Origin of the sequence: Microcoleus sp. MON2_D5 (assembly GCF_036701905.1) — a bacterium.
In the GTDB taxonomy this organism is placed as follows: domain Bacteria; phylum Cyanobacteriota; class Cyanobacteriia; order Cyanobacteriales; family Microcoleaceae; genus Microcoleus.
Genome location: NZ_JAUBRM010000034.1, coordinates 1 through 22,312, shown reverse-complemented (window position 1 = coordinate 22,312; position 22,312 = coordinate 1). Strand labels below are relative to the sequence as shown.

General features: G+C 47.2%; 26 protein-coding genes. 11 read left to right on the top strand and 15 right to left on the bottom strand.

The features are described 5' to 3' along the window. The first annotated feature begins 242 nt into the window (after positions 1 to 242). From pgl to QUA47_RS14295, 6 genes are all read left to right on the top strand, one after another. The gene (gene pgl, locus QUA47_RS14320; RefSeq protein ID WP_190660887.1) at positions 243 to 962 is read left to right on the top strand and encodes a 6-phosphogluconolactonase; all 720 of its coding nucleotides are present in this window, start codon (positions 243 to 245) and stop codon (positions 960 to 962) included. A gap of 206 nt (positions 963 to 1,168) precedes the next feature. Further along, the gene (locus QUA47_RS14315; RefSeq protein ID WP_190660884.1) at positions 1,169 to 1,960 is read left to right on the top strand and encodes an FHA domain-containing protein; all 792 of its coding nucleotides are present in this window, start codon (positions 1,169 to 1,171) and stop codon (positions 1,958 to 1,960) included. Between the two features lie 97 nt (positions 1,961 to 2,057). Continuing rightward, positions 2,058 to 2,534, top strand: coding sequence for an FHA domain-containing protein (locus QUA47_RS14310; RefSeq protein WP_445243748.1), 477 nt, complete (start codon positions 2,058 to 2,060; stop codon positions 2,532 to 2,534). A gap of 55 nt (positions 2,535 to 2,589) precedes the next feature. Then, positions 2,590 to 3,327 carry a PRC-barrel domain-containing protein gene (locus QUA47_RS14305; protein ID WP_333282713.1) on the top strand — a complete coding sequence of 246 codons (738 nt, stop codon included), beginning with the start codon at positions 2,590 to 2,592 and terminating at the stop codon, positions 3,325 to 3,327. 169 nt (positions 3,328 to 3,496) lie between these two features. Continuing rightward, positions 3,497 to 4,057, top strand: a complete 561-nt coding sequence (locus QUA47_RS14300; RefSeq protein ID WP_333431220.1) for a hypothetical protein — start codon at positions 3,497 to 3,499, stop codon at positions 4,055 to 4,057. Beyond that, a complete protein-coding gene (locus tag QUA47_RS14295; protein ID WP_333282707.1) occupies positions 4,054 to 4,506 on the top strand; it encodes an FHA domain-containing protein in 453 nt (150 codons plus the stop codon). The genes QUA47_RS14300 and QUA47_RS14295 overlap by 4 nt, the downstream gene beginning before the upstream one ends. Before the next feature lie 137 nt (positions 4,507 to 4,643). On the opposite strand, the gene QUA47_RS14290 is transcribed toward QUA47_RS14295, so the two are convergent. Further along, positions 4,644 to 5,222 carry a DUF1997 domain-containing protein gene (locus QUA47_RS14290; RefSeq protein WP_333282704.1) on the bottom strand — a complete coding sequence of 193 codons (579 nt, stop codon included), beginning with the start codon at positions 5,220 to 5,222 and terminating at the stop codon, positions 4,644 to 4,646. A 222-nt stretch (positions 5,223 to 5,444) separates the two neighbouring features. Here QUA47_RS14290 and pheA point away from each other — a divergent pair, with 222 nt between their 5' ends. Beyond that, on the top strand, positions 5,445 to 6,371 hold the full coding sequence (gene pheA / locus QUA47_RS14285; protein WP_333431219.1) for a prephenate dehydratase: 927 nt from the start codon (positions 5,445 to 5,447) through the stop codon (positions 6,369 to 6,371). 50 nt (positions 6,372 to 6,421) lie between these two features. Next, positions 6,422 to 7,069 carry a pentapeptide repeat-containing protein gene (locus QUA47_RS14280; protein ID WP_333431218.1) on the top strand — a complete coding sequence of 216 codons (648 nt, stop codon included), beginning with the start codon at positions 6,422 to 6,424 and terminating at the stop codon, positions 7,067 to 7,069. 33 nt (positions 7,070 to 7,102) lie between these two features. Here QUA47_RS14280 and QUA47_RS14275 read toward each other — a convergent pair whose 3' ends face one another. The 7 genes from QUA47_RS14275 to rpsL all read right to left on the bottom strand — a co-directional run bounded on the left by QUA47_RS14275 (position 7,103) and on the right by rpsL (position 14,547). Then, positions 7,103 to 8,035: a PspA/IM30 family protein gene (locus tag QUA47_RS14275; protein WP_333431217.1), complete on the bottom strand. Its 933-nt coding sequence runs from the start codon at positions 8,033 to 8,035 to the stop codon at positions 7,103 to 7,105. Positions 8,036 to 8,250: 215 nt separating this feature from the next. Next, positions 8,251 to 8,892: an LON peptidase substrate-binding domain-containing protein gene (locus tag QUA47_RS14270; protein ID WP_006632192.1), complete on the bottom strand. Its 642-nt coding sequence runs from the start codon at positions 8,890 to 8,892 to the stop codon at positions 8,251 to 8,253. A 408-nt stretch (positions 8,893 to 9,300) separates the two neighbouring features. Then, positions 9,301 to 9,618, bottom strand: coding sequence for a 30S ribosomal protein S10 (rpsJ, locus tag QUA47_RS14265; RefSeq protein ID WP_006632193.1), 318 nt, complete (start codon positions 9,616 to 9,618; stop codon positions 9,301 to 9,303). 182 nt (positions 9,619 to 9,800) lie between these two features. Then, positions 9,801 to 11,030, bottom strand: coding sequence for an elongation factor Tu (tuf, locus tag QUA47_RS14260; protein ID WP_190660866.1), 1,230 nt, complete (start codon positions 11,028 to 11,030; stop codon positions 9,801 to 9,803). A 102-nt stretch (positions 11,031 to 11,132) separates the two neighbouring features. After that, on the bottom strand, positions 11,133 to 13,205 hold the full coding sequence (gene fusA / locus QUA47_RS14255) for an elongation factor G (RefSeq protein WP_190660864.1): 2,073 nt from the start codon (positions 13,203 to 13,205) through the stop codon (positions 11,133 to 11,135). A gap of 345 nt (positions 13,206 to 13,550) precedes the next feature. Further along, positions 13,551 to 14,021 carry a 30S ribosomal protein S7 gene (rpsG, locus tag QUA47_RS14250; RefSeq protein WP_006632196.1) on the bottom strand — a complete coding sequence of 157 codons (471 nt, stop codon included), beginning with the start codon at positions 14,019 to 14,021 and terminating at the stop codon, positions 13,551 to 13,553. Between the two features lie 145 nt (positions 14,022 to 14,166). Next, positions 14,167 to 14,547 carry a 30S ribosomal protein S12 gene (rpsL, locus tag QUA47_RS14245; protein WP_006632197.1) on the bottom strand — a complete coding sequence of 127 codons (381 nt, stop codon included), beginning with the start codon at positions 14,545 to 14,547 and terminating at the stop codon, positions 14,167 to 14,169. 85 nt (positions 14,548 to 14,632) lie between these two features. On the opposite strand from rpsL, the gene QUA47_RS14240 reads away from it, so the two are divergent. The 3 genes from QUA47_RS14240 (at position 14,633) to QUA47_RS14230 (ending at position 16,261) form a co-directional block, all read left to right on the top strand. Next, positions 14,633 to 14,785 (top strand): hypothetical protein, encoded by a 153-nt coding sequence (locus tag QUA47_RS14240; RefSeq protein ID WP_333431216.1) that lies wholly within the window; start codon positions 14,633 to 14,635, stop codon positions 14,783 to 14,785. A 213-nt stretch (positions 14,786 to 14,998) separates the two neighbouring features. Beyond that, the gene (locus tag QUA47_RS14235; RefSeq protein ID WP_015174049.1) at positions 14,999 to 15,202 is read left to right on the top strand and encodes a hypothetical protein; all 204 of its coding nucleotides are present in this window, start codon (positions 14,999 to 15,001) and stop codon (positions 15,200 to 15,202) included. Between the two features lie 207 nt (positions 15,203 to 15,409). Next, positions 15,410 to 16,261: an Npun_R2479 family HD domain-containing metalloprotein gene (locus QUA47_RS14230; RefSeq protein WP_333218050.1), complete on the top strand. Its 852-nt coding sequence runs from the start codon at positions 15,410 to 15,412 to the stop codon at positions 16,259 to 16,261. A gap of 244 nt (positions 16,262 to 16,505) precedes the next feature. On the opposite strand, the gene QUA47_RS14225 is transcribed toward QUA47_RS14230, so the two are convergent. From QUA47_RS14225 to QUA47_RS14195, 7 genes are all read right to left on the bottom strand, one after another. Then, a complete protein-coding gene (locus QUA47_RS14225) occupies positions 16,506 to 17,021 on the bottom strand; it encodes a transcriptional repressor (protein WP_333431215.1) in 516 nt (171 codons plus the stop codon). A 672-nt stretch (positions 17,022 to 17,693) separates the two neighbouring features. Next, positions 17,694 to 18,008, bottom strand: a complete 315-nt coding sequence (locus QUA47_RS14220) for a photosystem I reaction center subunit XI (protein ID WP_333431214.1) — start codon at positions 18,006 to 18,008, stop codon at positions 17,694 to 17,696. Next, positions 18,005 to 18,262: a hypothetical protein gene (locus tag QUA47_RS14215; protein WP_333218044.1), complete on the bottom strand. Its 258-nt coding sequence runs from the start codon at positions 18,260 to 18,262 to the stop codon at positions 18,005 to 18,007. Before QUA47_RS14215 ends, QUA47_RS14220 begins: the two co-directional genes overlap by 4 nt. Before the next feature lie 534 nt (positions 18,263 to 18,796). Beyond that, positions 18,797 to 19,534, bottom strand: a complete 738-nt coding sequence (locus QUA47_RS14210) for a response regulator transcription factor (protein ID WP_039886887.1) — start codon at positions 19,532 to 19,534, stop codon at positions 18,797 to 18,799. A gap of 598 nt (positions 19,535 to 20,132) precedes the next feature. After that, the gene (locus QUA47_RS14205) at positions 20,133 to 21,095 is read right to left on the bottom strand and encodes an FTR1 family protein (protein WP_333431213.1); all 963 of its coding nucleotides are present in this window, start codon (positions 21,093 to 21,095) and stop codon (positions 20,133 to 20,135) included. A gap of 103 nt (positions 21,096 to 21,198) precedes the next feature. After that, positions 21,199 to 21,633, bottom strand: a complete 435-nt coding sequence (locus QUA47_RS14200; protein ID WP_333102835.1) for a ferritin-like domain-containing protein — start codon at positions 21,631 to 21,633, stop codon at positions 21,199 to 21,201. Between the two features lie 118 nt (positions 21,634 to 21,751). Next, positions 21,752 to 22,270, bottom strand: coding sequence for a hypothetical protein (locus QUA47_RS14195; RefSeq protein WP_333431212.1), 519 nt, complete (start codon positions 22,268 to 22,270; stop codon positions 21,752 to 21,754). Positions 22,271 to 22,312: the final 42 nt, after the last annotated feature.

Here is a 22,312-nt window from a genome sequence, read left to right as displayed (position 1 = left end):
AAACTTTTGATTGAAAGTTGCGAAAGCTCAATGAACGGGTGAAAATCCATAAAGCACTGGTAGAAATATGTCTTGCTTTCGCCAAATCAAGGGGCATAAGATGATAAAATGTTATGCGATGCGGTGCCAGGTCTGCCGGGTCTGTCAGCAGCTCGACCTCAAACCAAAATGTCAAACCAAAATGTCAAGGTAAAATTGGCAATTGCTGAGAATAACACCCAAGGAAAGTTGAGAGGAAATTAATGAAAAAAGTAGTTGAAGTATTAGCAAATCGGGAACAACTAATAGATCGATCGCTGGAGATTGTGCTGTCGAAAATCTCAGAAGCCATAGCAGAACGCGGACTTTGTACGATCGCCGCAGCGGGCGGAAGCACACCGGAACCGCTCTACAGAGCGATCGCAGCCCAAGACCTGCCTTGGGACAAAATTCACGTATTCTGGGGGGACGAACGCTACGTTCCCCCAGAACACCCAGACAGCAATCAAAAAATGGCGCGCCTCGCGTGGCTCGATCGAGTGAATATCCCCGCCAGCAACATCCACCCCATGCCCACAGGCGCCGGCGACCCCGCCGCCGACGCTGCGGCGCACCAAACCGAATTACAGCAGTTCTTCAAAGTATCCGAGGGCGAGTTTCCTGCCTTCGACATCATTTTATTGGGCATAGGAGACGACGCCCACACAGCCTCTCTATTTCCTGGCACAGCAGCCTTGGAAGTCCGGGATGCCCTAGTAACTGTCGGCAACAAAGACGGTCAACCCCGCATTACCTTTACAGTCCCCTTAATCAACCGGGCCCGGTGCGTCATGTTCATGGTCGCAGGAGCCAGCAAACAACCCGCCCTAGCTCAAATTTTTGCCCCCGCAGCCGACGAAATGACCTATCCAGCCAGACTCGTTCAACCAGAGGGCGAACTTTGGTGGCTGCTCGATGCGGCGGCTGGCGAAGCAGTAAAATAGCCGACAGAGCCGCAAGCGTGCCAACACAGTCAGCATTATCACTAACTCAATCTTGCCCATCACAGCTAACGTCACGGCGTCAGCTCAGTTGCTAGTATTAGCGAAGCAATATAAGAATTGTGGCGGTTAAAGTTAAAATTTGACCATATACACGAGTATTTTTATGAGGCTGATTTGAAAATCTGGCCGATAGCAAGGAGAAATCGATGATTGTCTGTCCCAATTGCAATCACCAGAACCCCGACGGGGCCAGCCAGTGTGAGGCTTGCTACACGCCTTTACCTGTTACCGCAAGTTGCTCGAACTGCGGTGCAGCAGTTCAGACAGATGCAGCATTTTGCGGCCAGTGTGGCTTTAACTTGCGTCCGGGTTCCATAGTTCCAGAAGTTGAGGTGACAGTACCGTCCCTCTCGCCTGTAGGCCCCACAGTGGTATCGTCACCGGCGCCGGATTTAGTCCCACCCGATCCCCTGATGGCAATGGAACCTCTAGTTACCCTGAATAAGGGGCTCAACTTGGAAAAAACTCCCGCCAGCATTCCGACGATTCCCGATCCCGCGCCATCGCCCTCGGTTCCTGTTACAACTGAATCGGTGGCAACACCAGTAAATATCTCTCCTACGGTTCCGGGCCCACAGCCAGCAGGTGTAGCTAAAACTCAACTGCAACAGCAGTCGGCCCGCCTGCTACACGTTCAGACAAATACGCCGATGGAATTGCCTCACAGTCTGTCTGTGGTTCACATAGGCAAGCCAAATGACTTAGTACCGCCGGATATTGATGTTTCGGGATTTGCTAATTCTGAGATAGTTTCTCGGGTACACGCAAATCTCCGGGTGGAGGGAGATGCTTGCTACCTAGAAGATGTAGGCAGTTCCAACGGCACTTACGTCAACAATACTCCGCTACCCAAGGGAAACCGCCACCGGTTGCGACCGGGAGACCGCATCTCTCTGGGCAAAGGAGACCTGGTTACCTTTTTATTTCAAATCTCTTAGAGCGAGTTTGGATTGGGCGATCGAAAGTCTAAAATCTAAAATCGCATCTTGAGGCGCTCTACCAAAACTCAATGCTGCCAATGTGATTAAGCTGACCTTGCTACATCCACTCCAGTCTATACCCGTCCGCAGTTGGATCTTTGAAGACGAGCAGGTCGTCCGGATCGGGCGCTCGACCGAAAACCACGTCGTTCTTTTTAGCGCTGTGGTTTCTCGTCGCCACATCGAATTGCGGCGCAGCGGCATAACTTGGGAACTGATCAATTTAGGTACCAACGGCACTTACCTCGATGGTAAGCCGATCGCTAAGGTTCCCATTGTGGACGGTCTGATCGTTCACTTGGCTCGCTCAGGTCCGAAAATTCAAATCAACGTAGGCCCGAATCAGTCCTCAGTCCAGTTAGGACAAATTAGCGTCAAGCCAAGGGAGGCTAAGGAAATTCACGCTCCCTCGGGCGCCGTGCAAATTAGCACGATTCCTGTTCCCGACCAAAAAGAAGTTGGCACTTCCAGGGAAGAGGAGGAGTTAACGGAGGCAGATCATACTCGCCATTATTCGGAAGAAGAATATTAAACCGGCTTCTTTGGACGATCGACATTTTTCAAAGGCGGCACTCAGGAGTTTATTTATGAGTACATCACCACAGATTGTTAGGCGCAGCGAACTGCTCAACCGCCGCACGATCGACCGCAGAACGGCGGAAGAGGTCGGCAGGGTAGATCGGGTTTGGCTCGATGCTCACTCCCAGCGGGCGATCGGCTTTACTTGCAAGTCGGGACTTTTGGGCAGCAAAAAAACTTGGTTCGCTTGGGCGCAAGTTGATACGGTGGGGGAAAATGTTTTTGTCACCATTAACCCGGAACTGCCGGAATTGCATCAGCCGGAACAAGCTGTTTGTCCGATCGGCCTTGAGGTACTCACGGACGCTGGGAATCAGGCAGGTGCAGTGGTTGACTACCTATTTGATGTCCGCACGGGTTCAGTCACCCACTACCTATTTAAATCGAGCGGCTGGCGCGGTGTTTTAGACGACATTTACTTGTTACCTGTGGCAGCTATTTCGACCATCGGCAGCAAGCGGGCGATCGTCTCTGAAGCTGCTGTATCGGAGCCAGTGCAGTACGCGGAGGGACTGCACAAAAAAGTCGGTCTGGTAGCAGAGTTTTTACATGAAGATTTCGACAGAACTCTCAAAAATGTGGCAGGTGTGAAGCGGGGCGCTCAAAGTCTCGCGGAAAAATTCCAAGATAAAGCTCTAGAAGTCAGGGATGTAGCTCAAGAAAAAGTTGCACAGTTGAAGCGGCAAAGACAAGAATCTGTCCCGCCAGAGCCGAACCCGGAGCCGCCCGAGTCAGATTTGAGCTGAAGTTTGGCCTTCCCGCTCGCCCTGCGACTAATTGCCGATCGCATTTTGGGCCGACGCGCGCGAGGAAGGTCGAGCGGTATTTTCGCTATGAGAGATTGATGTGTTGTCCCTCAAAATTCCAGTGCTGCTCAAAGCATTGTATTTTAAAGGTATCGCATCAATAAGGAAAATGTTAGCAACTCAAAAAGACCTATGCTGTTTGATACAACCAACAAGTATTTTATCTAGAGCCCCCAGCATTAATAATTGGTTAACTTCTTTCTTTACAAACACCGATTCCTTAATCGTTGACTGTCGCCCGATCGAGAAATCGAATCAGCGCTGCAACCAGCGCGGGTCTGAGTTAAATTCTCTGGTTCGTCAGCGGGAAAAGGGTGATTTGGCCGATCGAATTGAGCGGCTCACCCATGCGAACAATCGTTCCCTCCCAGACCACATTAATCAAGCGGTTAAGACCGCTGTCAATCACTGGGACGTTCACCCGATTAATAACATCGTGTTTGGTTGTTACCGAGGACAGCAAAAATTTGCGTCTGCGCCAAAAGCTAACCATCAAAAGTTTGTTCAAATGCCTCAAGCAGCCAAAAGTTCAAATTTTACGGCAGAGCGAGGGAATCATGGCGCACTGACGACGCCTTTAAAAATCAAATTTTTTGCAGTTTTCTCCCAAAAAATCTCTCTGGAAGTATCCCCGTTTCTGTCTGGCGGTGGAGTGTCAAAACATCAGTGATTACCTTAACTCTTTTACATCCTATCCAGTCTGTAGCGGTTCAAAGTTGGTGTTTTGAAGCTGAACCGGTGGTTCGGATCGGTCGATCGAACGACAATGATGTAATTATTTACAGCGCTGTAGTTTCCCGCCACCATGTAGAGCTGTGGAATCACGCCAATGGCTGGGAAATTATTAATTTTGGTGCTAACGGCACTTATGTAGATGATAGACCGATCGCTCAGGTGTCAGTTGTGGACGGGATGACAATTCGCTTGGGCAACTCCGGGCCAAAAATCAGGATTGGGGTGGCCGCCACGAATCAACCGGGCAAAATAATCAAGCCACCGCAGCAGGATCTCCGTCAAAAGGAGGAAGTTTCAAAAAACAGGTCAACTGCTTGGCCTGGGGTCGTGGGAATCATCGAAGACGATGAACATGGAGGGCTCACTCAAATCGATCTGGACTGATCGGCAGCTATCTATGGCAGGCTAGTTCAAACAAAGCTCAGAGGCCCAATTCGAGCGTCTAACTAATATTGTGGTAAGTGGCCTGATTTGTGCCTAAATATCCCTATACATTAATTAACAGGTTCTCTAGTAGGATTTCACCCTTCTAAAGATAGGATTGGGGGGATCTCGATCGATGTTACCTCAGTTTCACTGCTTGCCCACCGGCGGTAATCCGAGAGCAACTGGTGCATCAAGCGCTGTTTGACGCTCAGCAGTACGCTCTTGAGCAAAGCATTCCCCGTTGCTTCTAAAATGGGTTTGGGCGTCAGCCAAAACGGCGGCGGTAACTCTACTTGCACTTCCAAATCCGCTTTTCCCCTCAAGTACGCTACGCCGCTGCTTTGGTGTACACAAAGCTGTCCTTTGAGATTGAGAGCAAAGCGATCGTTGATATAACCCACGCCGCGAATTTCGCAGGCGACGGACTCCAAATTGATTGTGCCGTCCGACTGCGCCCACACCCTCATGTCTACTGTGGGTTGAAGGCTCAGCATCATAAATTGTAACGGTCGCATTTTTAGGCGGAAACAGTCATCGCTTAGCTGTTCTGTGCGACTTTGATCGACAAGGGCGTTCACCAGTCGCCTCGGCTGGCGCAGATAATGTTGAATGGGAACCCGTTCCTCTGGTACGGCGATCTCAACGGATTGGGAAGAATTAAAGCGGGTATACATGAGAAAATATCAAAATATAGGATTCCTAAGCATATCTTAATAAACTATCACCTTTTTTAAGGTGACATAAGTCGCGCCCTAAGTCAGGTGACATACGTCGCGCCCCCAGCAATGTCATCCGAGAAATCACCGATAAAAGCTTTCGGGACATCGCTAATTTTTCATCATACTTCCTAGCTGATGAGAGTAAAGCAAACATTTGTAACCTAAAATTGCCTCTAAATGAAAATTTCGATCGCACATCTCGGCCCTGTTGGTACAAATGCAGAAACAGCGGCTCTAGCTTATGTCAATTGGTTGAGCCTGAAAACTAACTTGGAATGCGCCCTGTGTCCTTATTCCACCATTTCCCAAGCGCTAGAGGCATCGGCCGTAGGGCAGGTTGACTATTCAGTTGTGCCCGTTGAAAATTCGATCGAAGGCAGTGTGACTGTCACCTTAGATACACTGTGGCGACTCGATCAACTCCGCATTCAACACGCCTTAGTTTTGCCAATTTCCCACGCTCTGGTGTCTAATGCTAAAAATTTTAACGAGATTCAAAAAGTTTACTCTCACCCGCAAGCGCTAGCTCAGTGTCAGGTATGGTTGGGGCAGTTTATTCCCTCAGCTCAATTAATTCCGGCCAATTCTACCACGGAAGCATTGCAATATCTGGAAGATAGAAATGTAGCAGCGATATCTTCGCCAAGAGCTGCTGAACTTTACCATTTGCCAGTGTTAGCTCAACCCATTAATGATTATCCCGATAATTACACTCGATTTTGGGTACTTAGCAGGAGTGGTGGAGAAATCGGAAACGTAGAATCAGGGGCTCGCTCATCCATTAAATCCATTACACAATCTGCTCCTGAGTTGATCCTCGATGCTTCACCGTCTAATTGCACCCATACCTCACTAGCTTTTAGCGTACCTGCCAATATGCCGGGATCACTGGTAAAACCTTTGCAAGTATTTGCCAGTCGCGGTATTAATTTAAGTCGGATTGAATCTAGACCGACTAAAAGATCGCTCGGAGAATATATTTTCTTTATGGACGTTGAGGCTAACGCCTGCCAAGCATTTGTTCAATCGGCACTCGAAGAGTTAAAAAATCACACCGAAACTTTAAAAATCTTTGGTTGCTACAGCTTGCTGTCAGTTGTATAATTTCTTTTTATGTACTATACTTTTTAAGTAAAACTTAGGAGTCGGGCGAGATGAATGCTGATGAACTTCTCAAGCGATACGCAGCCGGAGAAAGAAATTTTCACGAAGCCAATTTGATAGGCGCTTTCCTGTCAAAAGCTTTTCTAATTCACATTAATCTAGCCTCTGCGAATTTGAAGGAGGTCAATTTAGCTTTAGGAGACCTAAGTTGGGCTAACTTAATAGATGCCAACCTCAAGAATGCTTGCCTAGTGATGGCTAAACTCGAGGGCATCGATTTGAGTGGCAGAGCCGATCTAAGATTCGCGAGATTAACAGGAGCTGACATGAGTGAGGCAAACCTGGCAAACGCCAACTTGAGCGATACGAAAATGATTGGTGTTGATTTGAGCGGTGCAAACTTGTATAGGGCAAACCTTATGGAAGCCAACCTCATAGATGCTTGCTTGGACAATACAAACCTCAACGAAGCCAATTTAAGCAATGCTAGACTGCGGGGAGCGAGTTTGATGGGAGCAAGTTTGAGAGGCGCATTTTTGTGTGAAAGTAACCTTGAGGGCGCAGACTTGAGAGGAGCTGACTTGAGGGGTGCTAATTTGAGCGGGGCATTTTTGTGCGGGGCTAATCTCGAAGGAGCTAAGCGAGATGAGGAAACAATTTTCAGTGGGACAATACATTTTTGCGTCAGACAAGTCTGACATCAGGCAATATATCCGCAGAGAATCCGACAACTAAGGACTAAAAAATATACTATTGACTTGGCTGAAAGTGAAGTCTATTTGCTGCTGTACCTTAGCAAAATGAAGCTGCATCTTGAGGATCTCTTTCTTGGAATTAGCTTGAGCAATCTTACTTTCCAAAGCCAGCAAGTTGCGGTTGAGATTTTCTACTCGCACAGTTTGGTAGTCTAAGTCAATTTTTAGTTCTGCCGCCTGATCGAATTGAATCTGCTTGCGAACCACGGCGAGGCGGACTGAATTTTCATCCTGTGTCTGAAGAGCTAGCAAAGCTCGTTGCTGCCACTGGTTGGCTTGAGATTCAGCTTGATTGTACAGCCACTGAATCCGCAGTTGGGCGGAAATCGCAGTGCCAACAGCCTGACGCAGTTCTTTGAGAGGTTCCTGAATTTCTAAGATTAATAGTTCCCAAAGATTCATCAGTTCGCTGGTAAATTCTTCGCGTTCTACAGAGGCTACCAGTGCTTCTAAGAGCAACAAATTTGGTTGCATCTGCTGCGTAACTGTCTCAAATATTAACTGTGCTTCGGACATTTGCCGATCGTAATTTTTTTCTGAGACTGCACCGGATGAGTGCTTTAATATTTTTTCACTGCTATCTACCTTAGCTTCTGAATCTGAACTTGAAGCTACAAAGGCCTGTAATTTTTCGCGGGCGATCGAATTCAGCCTTTGTCGAAGCAAATCGCAGGCCGCCCGCTGCACTGGCCCTGTTTCGCTTTGACAAATGTTGATGACTATTTTTAAGCCGGCATCGCCGTAATTCAATGTCTCTCTCAGGGCGGCGATTCGATGTTCGTTGACAGAACTAGACAGCCGATGTTTAACTCCTGCTAGTCCGCCGAGCACTACACCGCCCACAGGAGGTGGCAGTTGACCGCCTCTAACTGCATCGTATGGTTTCGGTTGGTCGTGATTGTCTAACACAAGTTACTGCTATAAGGAACCTATCCGAACCTGTTTGAAGTTAAGAATTAAACAGATACCAGTTCCCAAAAAGAATGGAACTGTAGCCAATCTCCGAACTCTTAGTTCATAACTCATTCCCAATCGAAAATCGCCAATCGAAAATGGTATGATTTGTGTGTAATTATTTCTTCAATGCAGGTCAAACCGATCGTGCTTTTTCCTAGGCAAATTGGCTACTTGAGGGTATCTTTAAGTACAGTCCTCGCTGCCAAGTGATTGCGAGTAGAAGTCAAAATTTCGGTTTCGCGTTCCAATCTCGCAGCAGTATCTTGCAATTCTAAAAGAGTTTGCTGTTCTGTCGCTGCCCCGTAAAGGTAGCTGGCTACCCAGTAGGACAATTCTGTAGGCAAACTGGGAATGTCTTCGGGCAGGTCGATCGGCTGATCCATCAATTTGCTGGAGAGGCGAACTACATCTCTCAGCAGTTGTTCGACATCTTTTCCCAAAGGTCTGAGGTCTTTTTGCGGCGGTTCGTCTTCAATCCATTCTACTAGACCGACTAAATACGGTTTTTCCCGAACTGCGTCGAGCACTCGGAACCGCTGCTGCCCGAGAGTCATAATTTTCATGCGATCGTCGGGCAGGCGTTGGCAGTGAATCACTTCGGCGCAACAGCCGACGGCGGAGACTTTGTTTTGGTTGGGGTCCCACATGAGTACACCGAAACGCCGATCGCCCTCCAGAATCGTATTCATCATGATTCGATAGCGAAACTCGAAGATTTGCAGCGGGAGTGGCCTACCTGGAAATAGAACCACTTCCGGCAACGGAAATAAGGGGAGTTCGCGAACTGCTACAGAGGAAGAGGATGCCATTGTCGCTCAAAAGTGACGGTACTTGCGCTTATTTTTCTTACTTTAACTGATTAAAGGCAATTCCGGGGCAGGAGCGATCGGGCTTTTGCGACGCGGATTTGAGCCAGCGAGCGCGATCGCCCGTGCTGGCAGCTTGACAAAGGCGTTATTTCGTCAAAATGCTAAATATACCTTTTTGCTGAACTAAGTGATGCTGAATGCGATGATAGCGACTGCTAAAGGAGCGTTTTTGTAGCGATCGCCCCTTAATTAAGAATAATTATTTAAGTTCGTGCCCGAGCAGAAATTATTGTTGAGTCTTAACTAATAACTAATACCTAATAAGTAATGACTAGGGAACTTTATGCAAAAAGAAGGAACAAATGCTCTTCCCTTTGATCCTTCTTTCTGCGTTTGAGATAGGTCAATCTACAGCTTGACTTCGATATCTACGCCGGCTGGCAAATCCAGTTTCATCAAAGCGTCAATTGTTTTGGCTGATGGCTGGTGAATGTCGATAATCCGGCGGTGCGTGCGGGTTTCAAAGTGTTCGCGAGAATCTTTGTCTACGTGGGGCGATCGCAGCAAGCAGTAAATCCGCCGTTTTGTCGGTAGGGGAATCGGGCCGATCGCTGTGGCTGCTGTGCGATTTGCTGTATCTACAATCTTTTCGCAGGATGCGTCTAGAATTCGGCGATCGAAAGCTTTGAGGCGAATGCGAATTTTTTGTTGTTGAATTGTTGCCATTTTTGTTTCTTGAATTTTCGAGGTTCAGTTTGTTGTTTGTTGTCTGTTGTCTGTTGTCTTTTTGCAGTTGTTTTTGGGCTAACTGCTAACAGCAGACTTCTGAGTAATAACTAATCACTAAATAGCAGAAAAGCCTGATTAAATTTGGCGGCTTTTCTGCTATTTAAGCTGTTATCGGATTCCTACTTGAGGATTTTGGAAACAACGCCGGCGCCGACGGTGCGTCCGCCTTCGCGGATAGCGAAGCGCATTCCTTGTTCGATCGCGATCGGGTGAATCAGCTCAACAGTCATTTTGATCCGGTCACCAGGCATCACCATTTCTGCTTCACTACCGTCATCAGCGGTGAACTGTGCGATCGTGCCGGTCACGTCAGTGGTACGGACGTAGAATTGAGGGCGATAGCCAGAGAAAAAGGGCGTGTGCCGACCGCCTTCTTCCTTCTTGAGGATGTACACTTCAGATTCAAACTGAGTGTGAGGCATGATGCTTTTCGGCTTGGCAATCACCATTCCGCGTTCAATATCCGCCTTTAAAATCCCCCGCAGCAGTAGACCCACGTTATCGCCGGCCAAACCTTCCTCCAGAGACTTGGTGAACATTTCCACACCAGTCACCGTAGTGCTGCGAGTGTCCTTAAGACCCACCAATTCGACTGTTTCGCCGACTTTGATGGTTCCGCGCTCAATCCGGCCTGTGGCGACAGTACCCCGACCAGTAATCGAGAATACGTCTTCAACTGCCATCAAGAAAGGCTTGTCAACTTCGCGCTCTGGGGTGGGGATGTAAGCATCTACTTCTTCCATCAGCTTGTAAATTTTGTCAACCCACTCATTTTCGCCCTTTACAGTCTTGGGATTAGCAAGCATCGCTTCGAGAGCTTTCAATCCCGAACCTGTGACGATGGGGATGTCATCGCCCGGAAAATCGTAAGAGCTCAAAAGTTCGCGAACTTCCAGTTCTACCAATTCCAACAGTTCAGCATCATCCACCATGTCTTCTTTGTTCAAGAACACAACCAAGCTGGGAACGCCAACTTGCTTTGCCAGCAGGATGTGTTCGCGAGTTTGAGGCATGGGGCCGTCTGCGGCTGATACCACTAAGATGCCACCGTCCATTTGAGCGGCACCGGTGATCATGTTTTTCACGTAGTCAGCGTGTCCGGGGCAATCTACGTGGGCATAGTGCCGACCTGTGGTTTCGTATTCGACGTGAGCAGTATTAATCGTAATACCCCGTGCTTTTTCTTCTGGCGCGGCGTCGATGTCGGCGTAGTTCTTAGCCTTTGCTTGACCTAGTGCAGAGAGAGTCATCGTAATCGCGGCGGTCAAAGTTGTTTTGCCGTGGTCAACGTGACCGATCGTGCCGATGTTTACGTGGGGTTTATTCCGTTCAAATTTTGCGCGTGCCATTCTCGATTTGTTCCTTGTTTCTTTTAGCGATTTTAGATTTTAACATTTTAGATTTTAGACTTTGGATTTCATCCAAAATCCAAAATCTAAAATTCAAAATCGTTAGTTACCTTTGTTCTTAGCGATGATGGCTTCAGCCACATTTCGCGGCACTTCTTCGTAATGGCTGAATTCCATTGTGAAGATGCCTCGACCTTGGGTTTTCGAGCGGATGTCAGTGGCGTAGCCAAACATTTCTGCTAGTGGAACTTTTACAGAAACTTTGGCAATTCCCTGATCCGTCTCTTGGCCCTCAATCTGACCCCGACGCGAGTTGAGGTCGCCGATGATGTTCCCGATGTAATCTTCGGGAACTTCCACCTCTACTTTCATCATAGGCTCTAGCAGCACAGGCGAAGCCTTCATCACGGCTTCTTTGATCGCCATTGAGCCGGCGATCTTAAATGCCATTTCCGAAGAGTCTACGTCGTGGAAAGACCCGTCTACCATAGTGGCTTTGAGGTCGATCACGGGATATCCTGCTACAATACCCGATTCGCAGGCTTCTTTCATCCCTTGTTCGGCCGGGCCGATGTACTCTTTCGGTACAGTGCCGCCGACAATTTTGGAGACAAATTCAAAGCCACTTCCGACTTCGGTAGGTTCTAGTTCGATCACGACGTGACCGTACTGACCTTTACCGCCGCTTTGGCGGATAAATTTACCTTCGGCGCGGACGGCTTTGCGAATGGTTTCGCGGTAGGCTACTTGCGGCTGACCCACGTTGGCTTCTACTTTGAATTCGCGCAGCATCCTGTCTACCAGGATTTCCAGGTGCAGTTCGCCCATGCCGGCGATGACTGTCTGGTTGGTTTCTGGGTCAACGTTGACTCGGAAGGTAGGGTCTTCTTCCGAGAGCGACTGGAGGGCTTTGGAGAGCTTCTCCATGTCCTGTTTGGTTTTGGGTTCGACAGCCACCGAGATGACTGGCTCTGGAATAAACAGAGATTCCAGAATCACTGGCGCTCCTTCTTCGCAGAGGGTGTCGCCGGTGAAGGTGTCTTTCAAACCCAAGGCTGCTCCCAAGTCTCCGGCCCGCAGTTCCTCAACTTCTATCCGATCGTCGGCTTTGAGGACAATTAAGCGAGAAACCCGCTCTTTTTTGTCCTTGGTGGAGTTGAGGACGTAGGTGCCTTTTTTGAGGATACCCGAGTAGACGCGAACGAAGGTCAGCCGGCCGTAGGGGTCAGCCATGATTTTGAATGCCAGGGCTGACAGGGGGGCGCTGTCGTCTGCAAATCGTTCTGCTGTGTCGCCGTTGGGGAGGAGTCCTTGAATTGGGGGAACTTCCAAGGGCGACGGCAGGTAGTCGATCACTGCATCCAACAAAAGCTGAACGCCTTTGTTTTTGAACGCCGAACCGCACAACATGGGGACGATCGTCCCAGATATCGCGCCAGTCCGCAAAGCTGCACGAATTTCGTCTTCCGTTAACTCTTCGCCTTCAAGGTATTTCTCCGTAAGGGCGTCGTTGGTTTCTGCTACGGACTCGATCAGCTTGGTGCGGTATTCTACGGCTAGATCCTTTACTTCATCGGGGATTTCTACTTCCTCGATGTCGGTTCCCATGTCGTTGTTGTAGATATAGGCTTTCATTTGCACTAAGTCTACAATTCCCCGGAAGTTTTCTTCACTGCCGATCGGGATTTGGATGGGTACGGCGTTCGCTCTCATTCGATCGCGAATTTGGGCGTAGACTTTGTAGAAGTTTGCGCCCATCCGATCCATTTTGTTGACGAACACGATCCGCGGTACTTTGTACCGATCGGCCTGTCGCCAAACTGTTTCGGATTGCGGCTGCACTCCCCCTACCGAGCAGAACACTGCGATCACTCCGTCGAGCACTCGCATCGAGCGTTCGACTTCGATCGTGAAGTCTACGTGTCCGGGAGTGTCGATGATGTTGATTTTGTAATCTTTCCAACTGGTGGTGATAGCAGCGGCAGTAATCGTAATTCCCCGCTCCCGCTCTTGCTCCATCCAGTCAGTGACTGCTGTTCCCTCGTGCACTTCACCCATTTTGTGAACCATGCCTGAATAGAACAGAATTCTTTCAGTTGTTGTTGTTTTGCCCGCGTCGATGTGGGCTGCGATGCCGATGTTGCGAGTTTTTTCTAGCGGGACGGTACGTGCCACAGCTACCTCCTTAATCTTGTGTTGCTGTTATAATACTATTATACTACACAGTAACCCTATTTTGCACTCCCCAGCGACTTACAAAAGTCTCTGGAGCTTATTGTTACATTTTAATATTTTTTGCAAAATTTGTTTACAAAAATATTAAGGATGCGACATGGAGGATTCAGAGAGTGCGTGAATTTTGAGTGCGTGAATTTTGATTTTGGGAGTTTTGAGTTTGCTTCACGAATCGCAACTGCGCCAAGAGAAGCAATCTCAACACTCAAAACTTACACTTTCCAATTTCTCACCCGATGCTTTTATACCGCACGATCGCGCTTTTCTCCATGCCCGATGTTGCCGTTAGTAGCGGTAGTGAGCAAAAGCCTTGTTAGCTTCAGCCATGCGGTGAGTTTCTTCGCGCTTGCGAATAGCACTGCCTGTTTCGTTAGCTGCATCCATCAGTTCGTTGGCTAGCTTGGCGGCCATCGAGCGGCCGGTGCGGGCGCGGGCAAATCTGATCAGCCAGCGGAGGGCGAGGGTGGTACCGCGATCGGAACGCACTTCCATCGGCACTTGGTAGGTGGCGCCACCTACCCGGCGGGCTTTGACTTCTACCAGGGGTGTCGCGTTTTTGACTGCTTTTTCAAACAAGTCTAACGGTTCAGCCCCTGTGCGTTCTTGGATGGTTTTGAGGGCGTCGTAGACGATGCTGGAGGCAACGGATTTTTTGCCGTGCTGCATGATCCGTCTCACCATCATGCTTACCAACCGGCTGTTGTAGGTTGGATCTGGTGGAACTGGACGTTTTTGAATAACTGTGCGGCGAGACATAGTTCTACTTGGGATTTTTGATTTTGAATGACTGAGTTTGGGGTTTTGGGCTCAGATCTCGATCTATGACGAGCGAGCGTGCAATCGATCGGCGCGATCGGATTTATTTTTGCTTCCCAACCTCGACGATCGGGCGAGCTGCGTGTTATTTTTTCTCTTTAGGACGCTTGGCCCCGTATTTGGAACGACCCTGCTTGCGGTCTTTCACCCCAGCGGTGTCTAATGTACCGCGAATGATGTGGTATCTAACTCCGGGCAAATCTTTTACCCGACCGCCCCGGATCATTACTACAGAGTGTTCTTGCAAGTTGTGACCGATCCCTGGGATGTAGGCTGTCACTTCAAAACCAGAGGTCAGCCGTACCCGAGCCACCTTCCGCAGCGCCGAGTTGGGTTTTTTCGGGGTGGTCGTGTACACTCTGGTGCAAACTCCGCGGCGCTGGGGGCAACTCTTGAGAGCTGGCGATTTGGTTTTTTTCTGCGTTTGTTCCCGTGCTGAACGGATGAGTTGCTGAATAGTGGGCATGAGTTACGGCATTTCTAGCTTTTTGCTGAATATAGTGATTTGGCTGCATCCGCACTGAAAGTCCCTTCCCCTCTGGGGGGACGGGATGAATGAAAATCTATGGGTAAGTGAGGATACCAGACTCTATATTCTACACGACGCGAGTTTCTTTGGCAAGAAATTTGCACGGCGGGCGATCGAACTTCTTTCGTTGCTGCAAGTTGGGAGGGGGCGAGCGCAACGGGAGAATGGTATGTGACATCCTATAATTTAGGCGCAACTATGATGATTGTCACAGCCGTCAGCAAAATTTATGAAGCTCGCCATATCGCTTTTTCGATCAAATTACCATTGTTAGGAGAGGCGCATTAACTCCAGCCTGCGATCGCATCACAGTCTATAGCCGATCTACATCACATAAACTTATCTAAAATTGCCGGACAATAAGAAATATACATTGAGTTGACTGCAGATGACAACCAAAGCTTATATTCCTGAATATAAAATTTCCGAACTTTACTTGAACATTTGGAAATCCGGTAAGATCGATCGGACTGTGTTCCAACAAATTCAATACGCAATTAATTCTCACAGTTTAAAAAGTTCAGAGGAGCGAAAAATTGTCAGCAGGCTGCTCTATGCAGTACGGCGGGGATGGGTGTCAGTGATGGACTGAGTTGCTTGGGAGTTTTGACTCAGGGCGCGAGATTGCTTAGTGACTCCCCGGGCGTAGCTGCGTCAATGAGTTTTGAGATTGCCACCCACAGAGCACAACACACACGGGGTGCAGGAGTTGTGAGTTCAAATCTCATCCATAAAATTAGACTACTCCCCAATAGATGCACCGTTCTTGAAAGGCAATATTAAGGTAAAAGGATAGGATATGTTTAATTCTACAGAACTGCTGATCGAGGCTTTCATCGAACAACTTCAGAACGGGTACAGCCGCACTTACGGAGGCTACAAATCAGACTATGCTGACATTATTGCCTGGGTGGGGGCAATGGCGTTAGAAAACATCGCTAACAGCGACGCTCTTTATCACAATGTAGAACACGCCATTTGCATTAGCTTAGTCGGTCAAGAAATCTTGCGGGGAAAACACATTCGCAAGGGCGGAGTTTCCTGCGAAGATTGGCTGCACTTCATCATTTCTTTGCTGTGCCAAGACATCGGATATGTCAAAGGAGTTTGCCGGCAAGACCAAGAATCAGAAGGATTGTATGCTACTGGAAAAGATGGCATGAGAATTGCACTTGCTCCCGGTGCAACAGCGGCTAGCTTAGCTCCTTACCGAGTTGACAGAGCTAAATTGTTCATTGACGAGCGCTTCGGCAACCACAAGCTAATTAATGCTGAGATAATTAAGCAGAACATAGAACAGACTCGTTTCTCGGTGCTTGACGGTAACACTGACGAGGATGCACTTAATTACTCTAGTTTAGTGCGCGGTGCTGACTTGATAGGTCAGCTCAGCAACCCGCAATATTTGCAGAAAATTGGCGCGCTGTTTTACGAGTTGGAAGAAAGCGGTGCTACTAAAATTTTGGGCTATCGACATCCGGGCGACTTGCTGCAAAGCTACTCTAAGTTTTACTGGACCGGCATTTATCCTCACATCAGTGAATCTCTCGGTTACTTGCAGTTGACGCAGGAAGGTAAACAGATTGTTGCTAGTTTGTACGCTAACATATTTCGGATGGAACACCAACGTTGCGATTCTGAGGTTGCTTGACGGAAGGGGAAGGGAAAGGCGACAATTTTTGAATGCGTGACATTACTTTTCTAATAATTGCTTCGCTAACATTCCTTAACATTCCTTCCCATGCTACTAAGCAGAAGGGGTTTTGAATGCGTGAGATTGCTTTCCTAAGAATCACTTCGCTATCATTCCTTGCAACGCTATTGCCGTACCTGAGTTCAAGAGTGACCAATTACCAATTACCAATTCCCCATTACCGAAGTGTATTTCATCCCAATCAACTAATTTCCTCATCAATTTCTGAATGATATCGGGGACACAACCAATTGCTGGGTACCAAAGAAGGCCATCCCTCCCGTAGCGCTTCCAAACAAACAGCTCGCACAGTTAATTGACAGTCAAGCAGTTCGACCCCAGCTTTTTCAACTTGCTTTTTGCCAATTCTTAAAATGGATTCATCGCTAAATTCAAAGGTTTTGTGACACTGAATGCAAACCAGGTGGTGGTGGTGATGCAATTCGGGAAAATTCAGTTCGTAATGTTTGTGCCCTTCTGCTAATTCTAGTTCACGCAAAATTCCCATTCTTGCTAATAAATGCAGGGTGCGGTAGACAGTAGACAAGCCTATTCGTTCTCCTTTATTCTGCAAAGTCCTGTATAACTCTTCCGCACTTAAATGATTGCCTTGTGGCAGATTTTGAAAGACACTCAAAATAGTTTCTCGCTGGGGAGTAAGGCGGCAGCCTCTCTGGTTTAGTTCGACTTTGAGTGAGTTAGCACTGTATAAATTCATGTCGCAAAAAATAAAAAACTTGAACGAGGCTTCTAGTGGATTATCTGTTATTTATTCGCGCTATTTTTTAGATTCTCCTAAAGTGTATTTTCCGTGATAATCCATCTAATTCTAGACTTCCCCTTTAGTTAAGGGTAATCTGCTAGCCATCTCTCCCCCTTGCTAAAAGTGGAACTGAAAAAGTAGTTTTCGGTATTTAGGCGTAATTTTTGTGAAGTTTATAGTAATGTTGCTGATAAGCATTGGTAAAACAAGTCTTAAGGTCAAAGTCAGTGCAACCGATCGCATCTTCAGTACAAGCAACGCACGGGCGCACTGTAAATTTGAGGCGGTAGTCCGTCGTAAAAAAAATCCCAATAACAATGAATTGGATACAAGCGCTTGATTTGATGCGCTCCTTCTGGCAATGTTACGGACAGACTCCACAAAAATAATCAAAGTGGCGATACATAAATTTTAGAAAAAGACAGTCATACGGTTATTGCTCAAGGTTGACCGAAATCTGAACGGCGTTTGTAGGTAAAAAATAGGAATTGCACCATCGATTTTCTGTGTGTAACTGCGCTGTAACAGCGACAAAAGGTTTTCAGCAAGTCGGCGGATGAAAGTCTGTTTCGCAATTCCTAATTCTCCGGGCTTGCGCTCGACCGATGTCAACCGCCAGCAGAGTAGTTAATTGACAAAACCTCGAACAATGGCATCTATAGGAGAAATATTTTCTAGCAGCAAATAGCCGAGAAAAGCTGCAGAGGTGTCACCGATGACAAAACCACTCGGGAATAAACTCCCAGGTTCGGGAGTTTTATGCCAATAGAATGACTTGTCTTTTTCCAGATTTTGTCGATCGCCAACACAAAGGGCGATCGCCCAAATCAAAATCAATGCCAGCGTCGTCAGCAAACCCGTCAGCCGTGTCAACCCTTTTTCCTGCAACCGAATCAACACAGCAACTGCTCCTACTAGGGAATATCCGTCAGCTAAACTCATAAACCACCGAAATACATAGCTTTGGGTACCAACAAGAAGGTAGCGACACCCAGCAAAACTAGGCTGATGCCCAAGAGGGTGGTCATTTTGTCTGCGTCTTCCCATGTGTAGCCAAAGAAAGAAGTTCTTGCTTCGAGGGTTGCTGGCCCTTTGAGGGAGTGAAAGATGTCGCCGAAGCCTAGAAAGGCTGAGCTGATTAGGTGAATCGCCCTAACGGCGAAGAAGGATTTTTTTGCCATGCTGGTCACGGCCATTTACCTCTTGAGAAAGATGTCAGGGGAGTTTTAAGCGATAGCAGGTTATTGATATAGATAATCAACAATTTTAGTAGTTTCGTCAAGGGGTATTTGAGAAAAATTTTCACTGATTTGAGTTCAGGTATGTAAATCAGTAGGAAAAAACATCGCCCTATCACGATTATGACTGTTTTTGGCGCTTGAGCGGAGTTTGGTCTCTCGTTAGCAAAAATAGCAGCTAAAGGAATACTTCTAAATTTATTGATAAATAATATTATTAAAGAGTATTATGGCTAGAGTATTGTTTGAGTAGCTATCCAATCCTCTCGGAAAAGACAAGGTGGAAAAAGAAATCCGGTACTTTCCTATGGACAAGCTTCTCTAAAAATAGGCTTAGAGGGGGGCGCGCCATTGTTTTTTTCCGAATCAAGAGAGTTAATGCCTATTTGTTGACATATTCATCTCAAACTCCAAACAACCAAGCCTGAGAGCATTTGCTCTCAGGCTTTTCTAGCGGAATTTTTAACTGCTTGTTGCATCTGGCGCGCTAGCTCAAGCAGAGGATTTGGTTTCTTCAGCTACTTGCTCGTTGTTGGGCAACTCCAGGCAATAACCGGCCCCGTATACGGTTTTGATGTACCGAGGATGGCGGGGATCGGGTTCCATCTTGGTTCTCAGGTGTCTGATGTGTACACGAATAGTTTCGATGTCGTCGTCGGGGTCGTAACCCCACACTTCTTTGAGAATTTCGCTGGGAGAAACTGTCTGACCGTGGCGCTGAAGCAAGCAGTGCAGCAACTCAAACTCTAGGTGGGTCAGTTTGACTGTCTGAGCGTACCAAACAGCTTCAAACCTTTCGGGGACCAGGGTCAGCGGGCCGTAATTCAGAATTTCGGAGTGTTTGGCAGCTTGGGGGATGCGGTCTGTGCGCCTTAGTAGAGCTCGCACTCGGGCTAGCATCTCTTCTAGTTCAAAGGGTTTGGTCAGGTAGTCGTCGGCGCCGGAGTTGAAGCCTTCTACTTTGTCTTGAGTTTGACTTAAGGCTGTCAACATCAAGACGGGAATGTCTGAGGTGCGCTCGTCACGCCGCAAACGCTGACATACGGTGAATCCGTCTACTCTAGGCAGCATGAGGTCTAGCATGATCAGGTCGGGGAGCAGTTGTATGGCTAGTGCCTGACCTTTGATGCCGTCTTCTGCCTGGGTGACTTCATAGCCAGCCATTTCTAGGTTGACGGCTACGAGTTCGGCGATCGCCGCGTCATCATCAATAACAAGTATCCGGGGCATCATTATTTATCTCACCGCTAACCGAATGGCAGATCCTACAGCCTTCTGGGGGTTCCAGGTAACTTTAACGAACAATTTTTTAATTTTAAGCTTCATGTAAGGATTATAAGGTTGATTAAGAACTTTCGGGGCTGTGTAAATATTCTTGTACTAATTATAAGCCCTAGGAGCACATATCAGAAAACTGTTGACCCAAAATCTTGCTGGGGGCAGATTTTTGGTCGGCAAGAACAGCCTTAACTTTTGCAGGGTGCGCCTGGGGCTTCACAGCATCGCCCTAACGGTAGTCCGCGTTTTGCATAACCCTGTTAACTCTTAACTGTAAATTTTTTAAGTTAGTTAATTTTGCTTATAAAATTTTTGTGTTTTTTGAGGGGGTAAGGCTTGCTTTGTTGGGGGATAGACCGTATGATTAAATAATATTAATATAAGTATTTATAAAGTAAATAAACAATAATGCAATCATTAAATAATATCATATAAAAGTTAAATAATCAATTCCGCAACCTGACAATTTTTGGTCAATTTTTTGCCTGTGGTGCTAATTGTTCTCTCGCTCTGGAATCAGCAAAACAACCGATAACAACCGCTTGCATACCTACTGAGGGCGAGTTTGCGATCGCTCGGGCTGAGTATTTTTGTTGGGAAGAGTCGCCTTAGATCCTAATTTTTGGAAATAAAGACCGCCGATGGTGGCTAAGAATATTGTGTAAGTCGCTGCTTGGACGAGATAAAGTCGATCTCTGTATCCAAACAGTGCTTTGAGAAGCACTCCTGGAAATTGTCGATCGGGCAAAATTTCCGCTGCATTCCACACCATAGGCCCTAAAATACAAGAGTGGACTGGTGCGAGGCGATCGTAATAAACACAAATTGCTGCATACTTGCTATTCATCTGCGACAAAATCCCAGCAGCTTGATCGAAATGTTTCAGCGCCGATACTGCCAAACCTGCCACGATTAACAGCAACAAAATCCCCATAAACTTAAAAAACAGGCGGATATCAATTTTGACACCCCACTTGAACAGTAGCGCGCCAATTATTGCCGCCCCAGTCAAACCGCCCAAAGCTCCCAAAGCGGGACTCAAGCCTTGTTGAAATTGAGCGCTGACAAATATAACTGTTTCAAAACCTTCGCGCAGTACCGCAATAAAAATTAAGCCAAATACGCCCCAGCCGGCATTGCTATTTTCTGTCAAAGCTGCTGTAACTGCTCCTTCAACTTCAGCTTTGAGAAAGCGCGCTTGCTGAGTCATCCAAATTAGCATCCAGCTTAGCATTGCGATCGCCACAATGCCCAACACGCCCTCTAATAGCTGTTTAAGGACTGGTGCGTAAGGCTGCTCTGATGTTGATAGTGCTGCGAGCAATCCATTGAATAGAACACCCACAAAACCGCTCGCAGCAATGCCGGCTGCGACACCTGCATAAACCCAAGAATTGAGGTGACTTTGCTCGGCTTTTTTGAGGCAAGCTAGTACAATTCCGACGACTAAGGCGGCTTCTACGCCTTCGCGCAGGGTAATTACAAAAGTCGGTATGGCTTCACTAAAATTCATTTTTTATAATTATGGGGCATGGGCATGGGGCATTGGTCATTGGTGATTGGAAATAACCAATAACCAATAACCAATAACCACTAACCACTAACTAATGATTAAATCAACTATAATCCCGCAGCATTTTTTTCAATTCTACTTGGTGCAATTCTTCTTGTCCAATTAGATTGCGGGCATATTCTTCCAAATAAACGCTGGAGTCAGTCACAACGTCAAGTAAAGATTTATACTTTTTGAGCGCCTTTTTCTCGTGATTTAAACTTTCTTCTAACAAGTCTTTCACCGAGTGTTTGTAGGTTTCTTCGATGGGAGCAATTTTCTGACTGGGATGCCCCTCTAAACCCGTGAGAATTTCTCCTGCTTGTTGGGCGTGGAGTAGGGATTCCGTTGCTTGTGCTTTAAAGAACTGCACGATGGGAATCCGGTTTGGCCCTGTCACCATTAGTGAATAGTGAGTGTAGCGCACGACACCTGCAAGTTCCCATTCCATGATGGTGCATAGCAGTTCCTGAGTTTTTTTTTCGTCAAGTTCTTTCATTTGTTGTTTTAGATGTAGAATGCCTTAGAGGGCGCTGTTTATAATATCACATTTAAGTTAAAAATGAAAAGTAAGGTGCGGATGGCGCACCTTACCCGATATAGATGTTGTATGTGAGTTAGGGGTTAACTTCTAAGGTTCCAGTAGGAGCAAACACTACAGTAAACTTAGCGACTGGTGCTGCATTGTTGCTGCTAGTTTCGGGAGATTTGAGCAGATTTGGCAAAGGAGTTTCTTTGGTGTAATCCTTGGCTGGTTGATTGAGCGGCTCGAAATTGCCGATCGCCCCATCTTGGCTTGTACTGACTCGATACACTAGATTTTGATTGAACGTAGGGCTAGTTTGCCAACTTTGATCGATGCGATCGTAGACTTTTAGAGCTAACTCATCTAGTTTGACGCGATCCGTAATTTCTGCTGTCTGATTTGTTCCATCCACCGCCTGAACTTGCTGCTGGCCTGCTGATACAGGTACAGCTTGGACAGTCTTATCTGTAGGGCTACTCGCAATAGCCGTTTCAGTAGACGTATTAGTGAAAGGTACAACATCTGGAGACTTGTCAGGCAGCTTTTGTTGGCTGTCTACCGCTAAATAGGAATTAGGCGTTGCTGAATTGATGTATGATGTAGCGATCAAGATCCAAAAACATTATTCAAAACAGGATGGAATCTTTAGCTA

What these genes read in the sequence shown, in the direction of transcription:
- pgl (WP_190660887.1), top strand. Translation starts at nt 243, where the DNA reads ATGAAAAAAGTAGTTGAAGTATTAGCAAATCGGGAACAACTAATAGAT.
- tuf (WP_190660866.1), bottom strand. Translation starts at nt 11,030, where the DNA reads ATGGCACGCGCAAAATTTGAACGGAATAAACCCCACGTAAACATCGGC.
- rpsL (WP_006632197.1), bottom strand. Translation starts at nt 14,547, where the DNA reads ATGCCCACTATTCAGCAACTCATCCGTTCAGCACGGGAACAAACGCAG.
- QUA47_RS14315 (WP_190660884.1), top strand. Translation starts at nt 1,169, where the DNA reads ATGATTGTCTGTCCCAATTGCAATCACCAGAACCCCGACGGGGCCAGC.
- QUA47_RS14215 (WP_333218044.1), bottom strand. Translation starts at nt 18,262, where the DNA reads ATGGCCGTGACCAGCATGGCAAAAAAATCCTTCTTCGCCGTTAGGGCG.
- QUA47_RS14300 (WP_333431220.1), top strand. Translation starts at nt 3,497, where the DNA reads ATGTTAGCAACTCAAAAAGACCTATGCTGTTTGATACAACCAACAAGT.
- QUA47_RS14270 (WP_006632192.1), bottom strand. Translation starts at nt 8,892, where the DNA reads ATGGCATCCTCTTCCTCTGTAGCAGTTCGCGAACTCCCCTTATTTCCG.
- QUA47_RS14305 (WP_333282713.1), top strand. Translation starts at nt 2,590, where the DNA reads ATGAGTACATCACCACAGATTGTTAGGCGCAGCGAACTGCTCAACCGC.
- QUA47_RS14210 (WP_039886887.1), bottom strand. Translation starts at nt 19,534, where the DNA reads ATGCCCCGGATACTTGTTATTGATGATGACGCGGCGATCGCCGAACTC.
- QUA47_RS14290 (WP_333282704.1), bottom strand. Translation starts at nt 5,222, where the DNA reads ATGTATACCCGCTTTAATTCTTCCCAATCCGTTGAGATCGCCGTACCA.
- rpsJ (WP_006632193.1), bottom strand. Translation starts at nt 9,618, where the DNA reads ATGGCAACAATTCAACAACAAAAAATTCGCATTCGCCTCAAAGCTTTC.
- QUA47_RS14200 (WP_333102835.1), bottom strand. Translation starts at nt 21,633, where the DNA reads ATGAAAGAACTTGACGAAAAAAAAACTCAGGAACTGCTATGCACCATC.
- QUA47_RS14225 (WP_333431215.1), bottom strand. Translation starts at nt 17,021, where the DNA reads ATGAATTTATACAGTGCTAACTCACTCAAAGTCGAACTAAACCAGAGA.
- QUA47_RS14220 (WP_333431214.1), bottom strand. Translation starts at nt 18,008, where the DNA reads ATGAGTTTAGCTGACGGATATTCCCTAGTAGGAGCAGTTGCTGTGTTG.
- QUA47_RS14205 (WP_333431213.1), bottom strand. Translation starts at nt 21,095, where the DNA reads ATGAATTTTAGTGAAGCCATACCGACTTTTGTAATTACCCTGCGCGAA.
- QUA47_RS14235 (WP_015174049.1), top strand. Translation starts at nt 14,999, where the DNA reads ATGACAACCAAAGCTTATATTCCTGAATATAAAATTTCCGAACTTTAC.
- rpsG (WP_006632196.1), bottom strand. Translation starts at nt 14,021, where the DNA reads ATGTCTCGCCGCACAGTTATTCAAAAACGTCCAGTTCCACCAGATCCA.
- QUA47_RS14240 (WP_333431216.1), top strand. Translation starts at nt 14,633, where the DNA reads ATGAATGAAAATCTATGGGTAAGTGAGGATACCAGACTCTATATTCTA.
- QUA47_RS14280 (WP_333431218.1), top strand. Translation starts at nt 6,422, where the DNA reads ATGAATGCTGATGAACTTCTCAAGCGATACGCAGCCGGAGAAAGAAAT.
- QUA47_RS14230 (WP_333218050.1), top strand. Translation starts at nt 15,410, where the DNA reads ATGTTTAATTCTACAGAACTGCTGATCGAGGCTTTCATCGAACAACTT.
- pheA (WP_333431219.1), top strand. Translation starts at nt 5,445, where the DNA reads ATGAAAATTTCGATCGCACATCTCGGCCCTGTTGGTACAAATGCAGAA.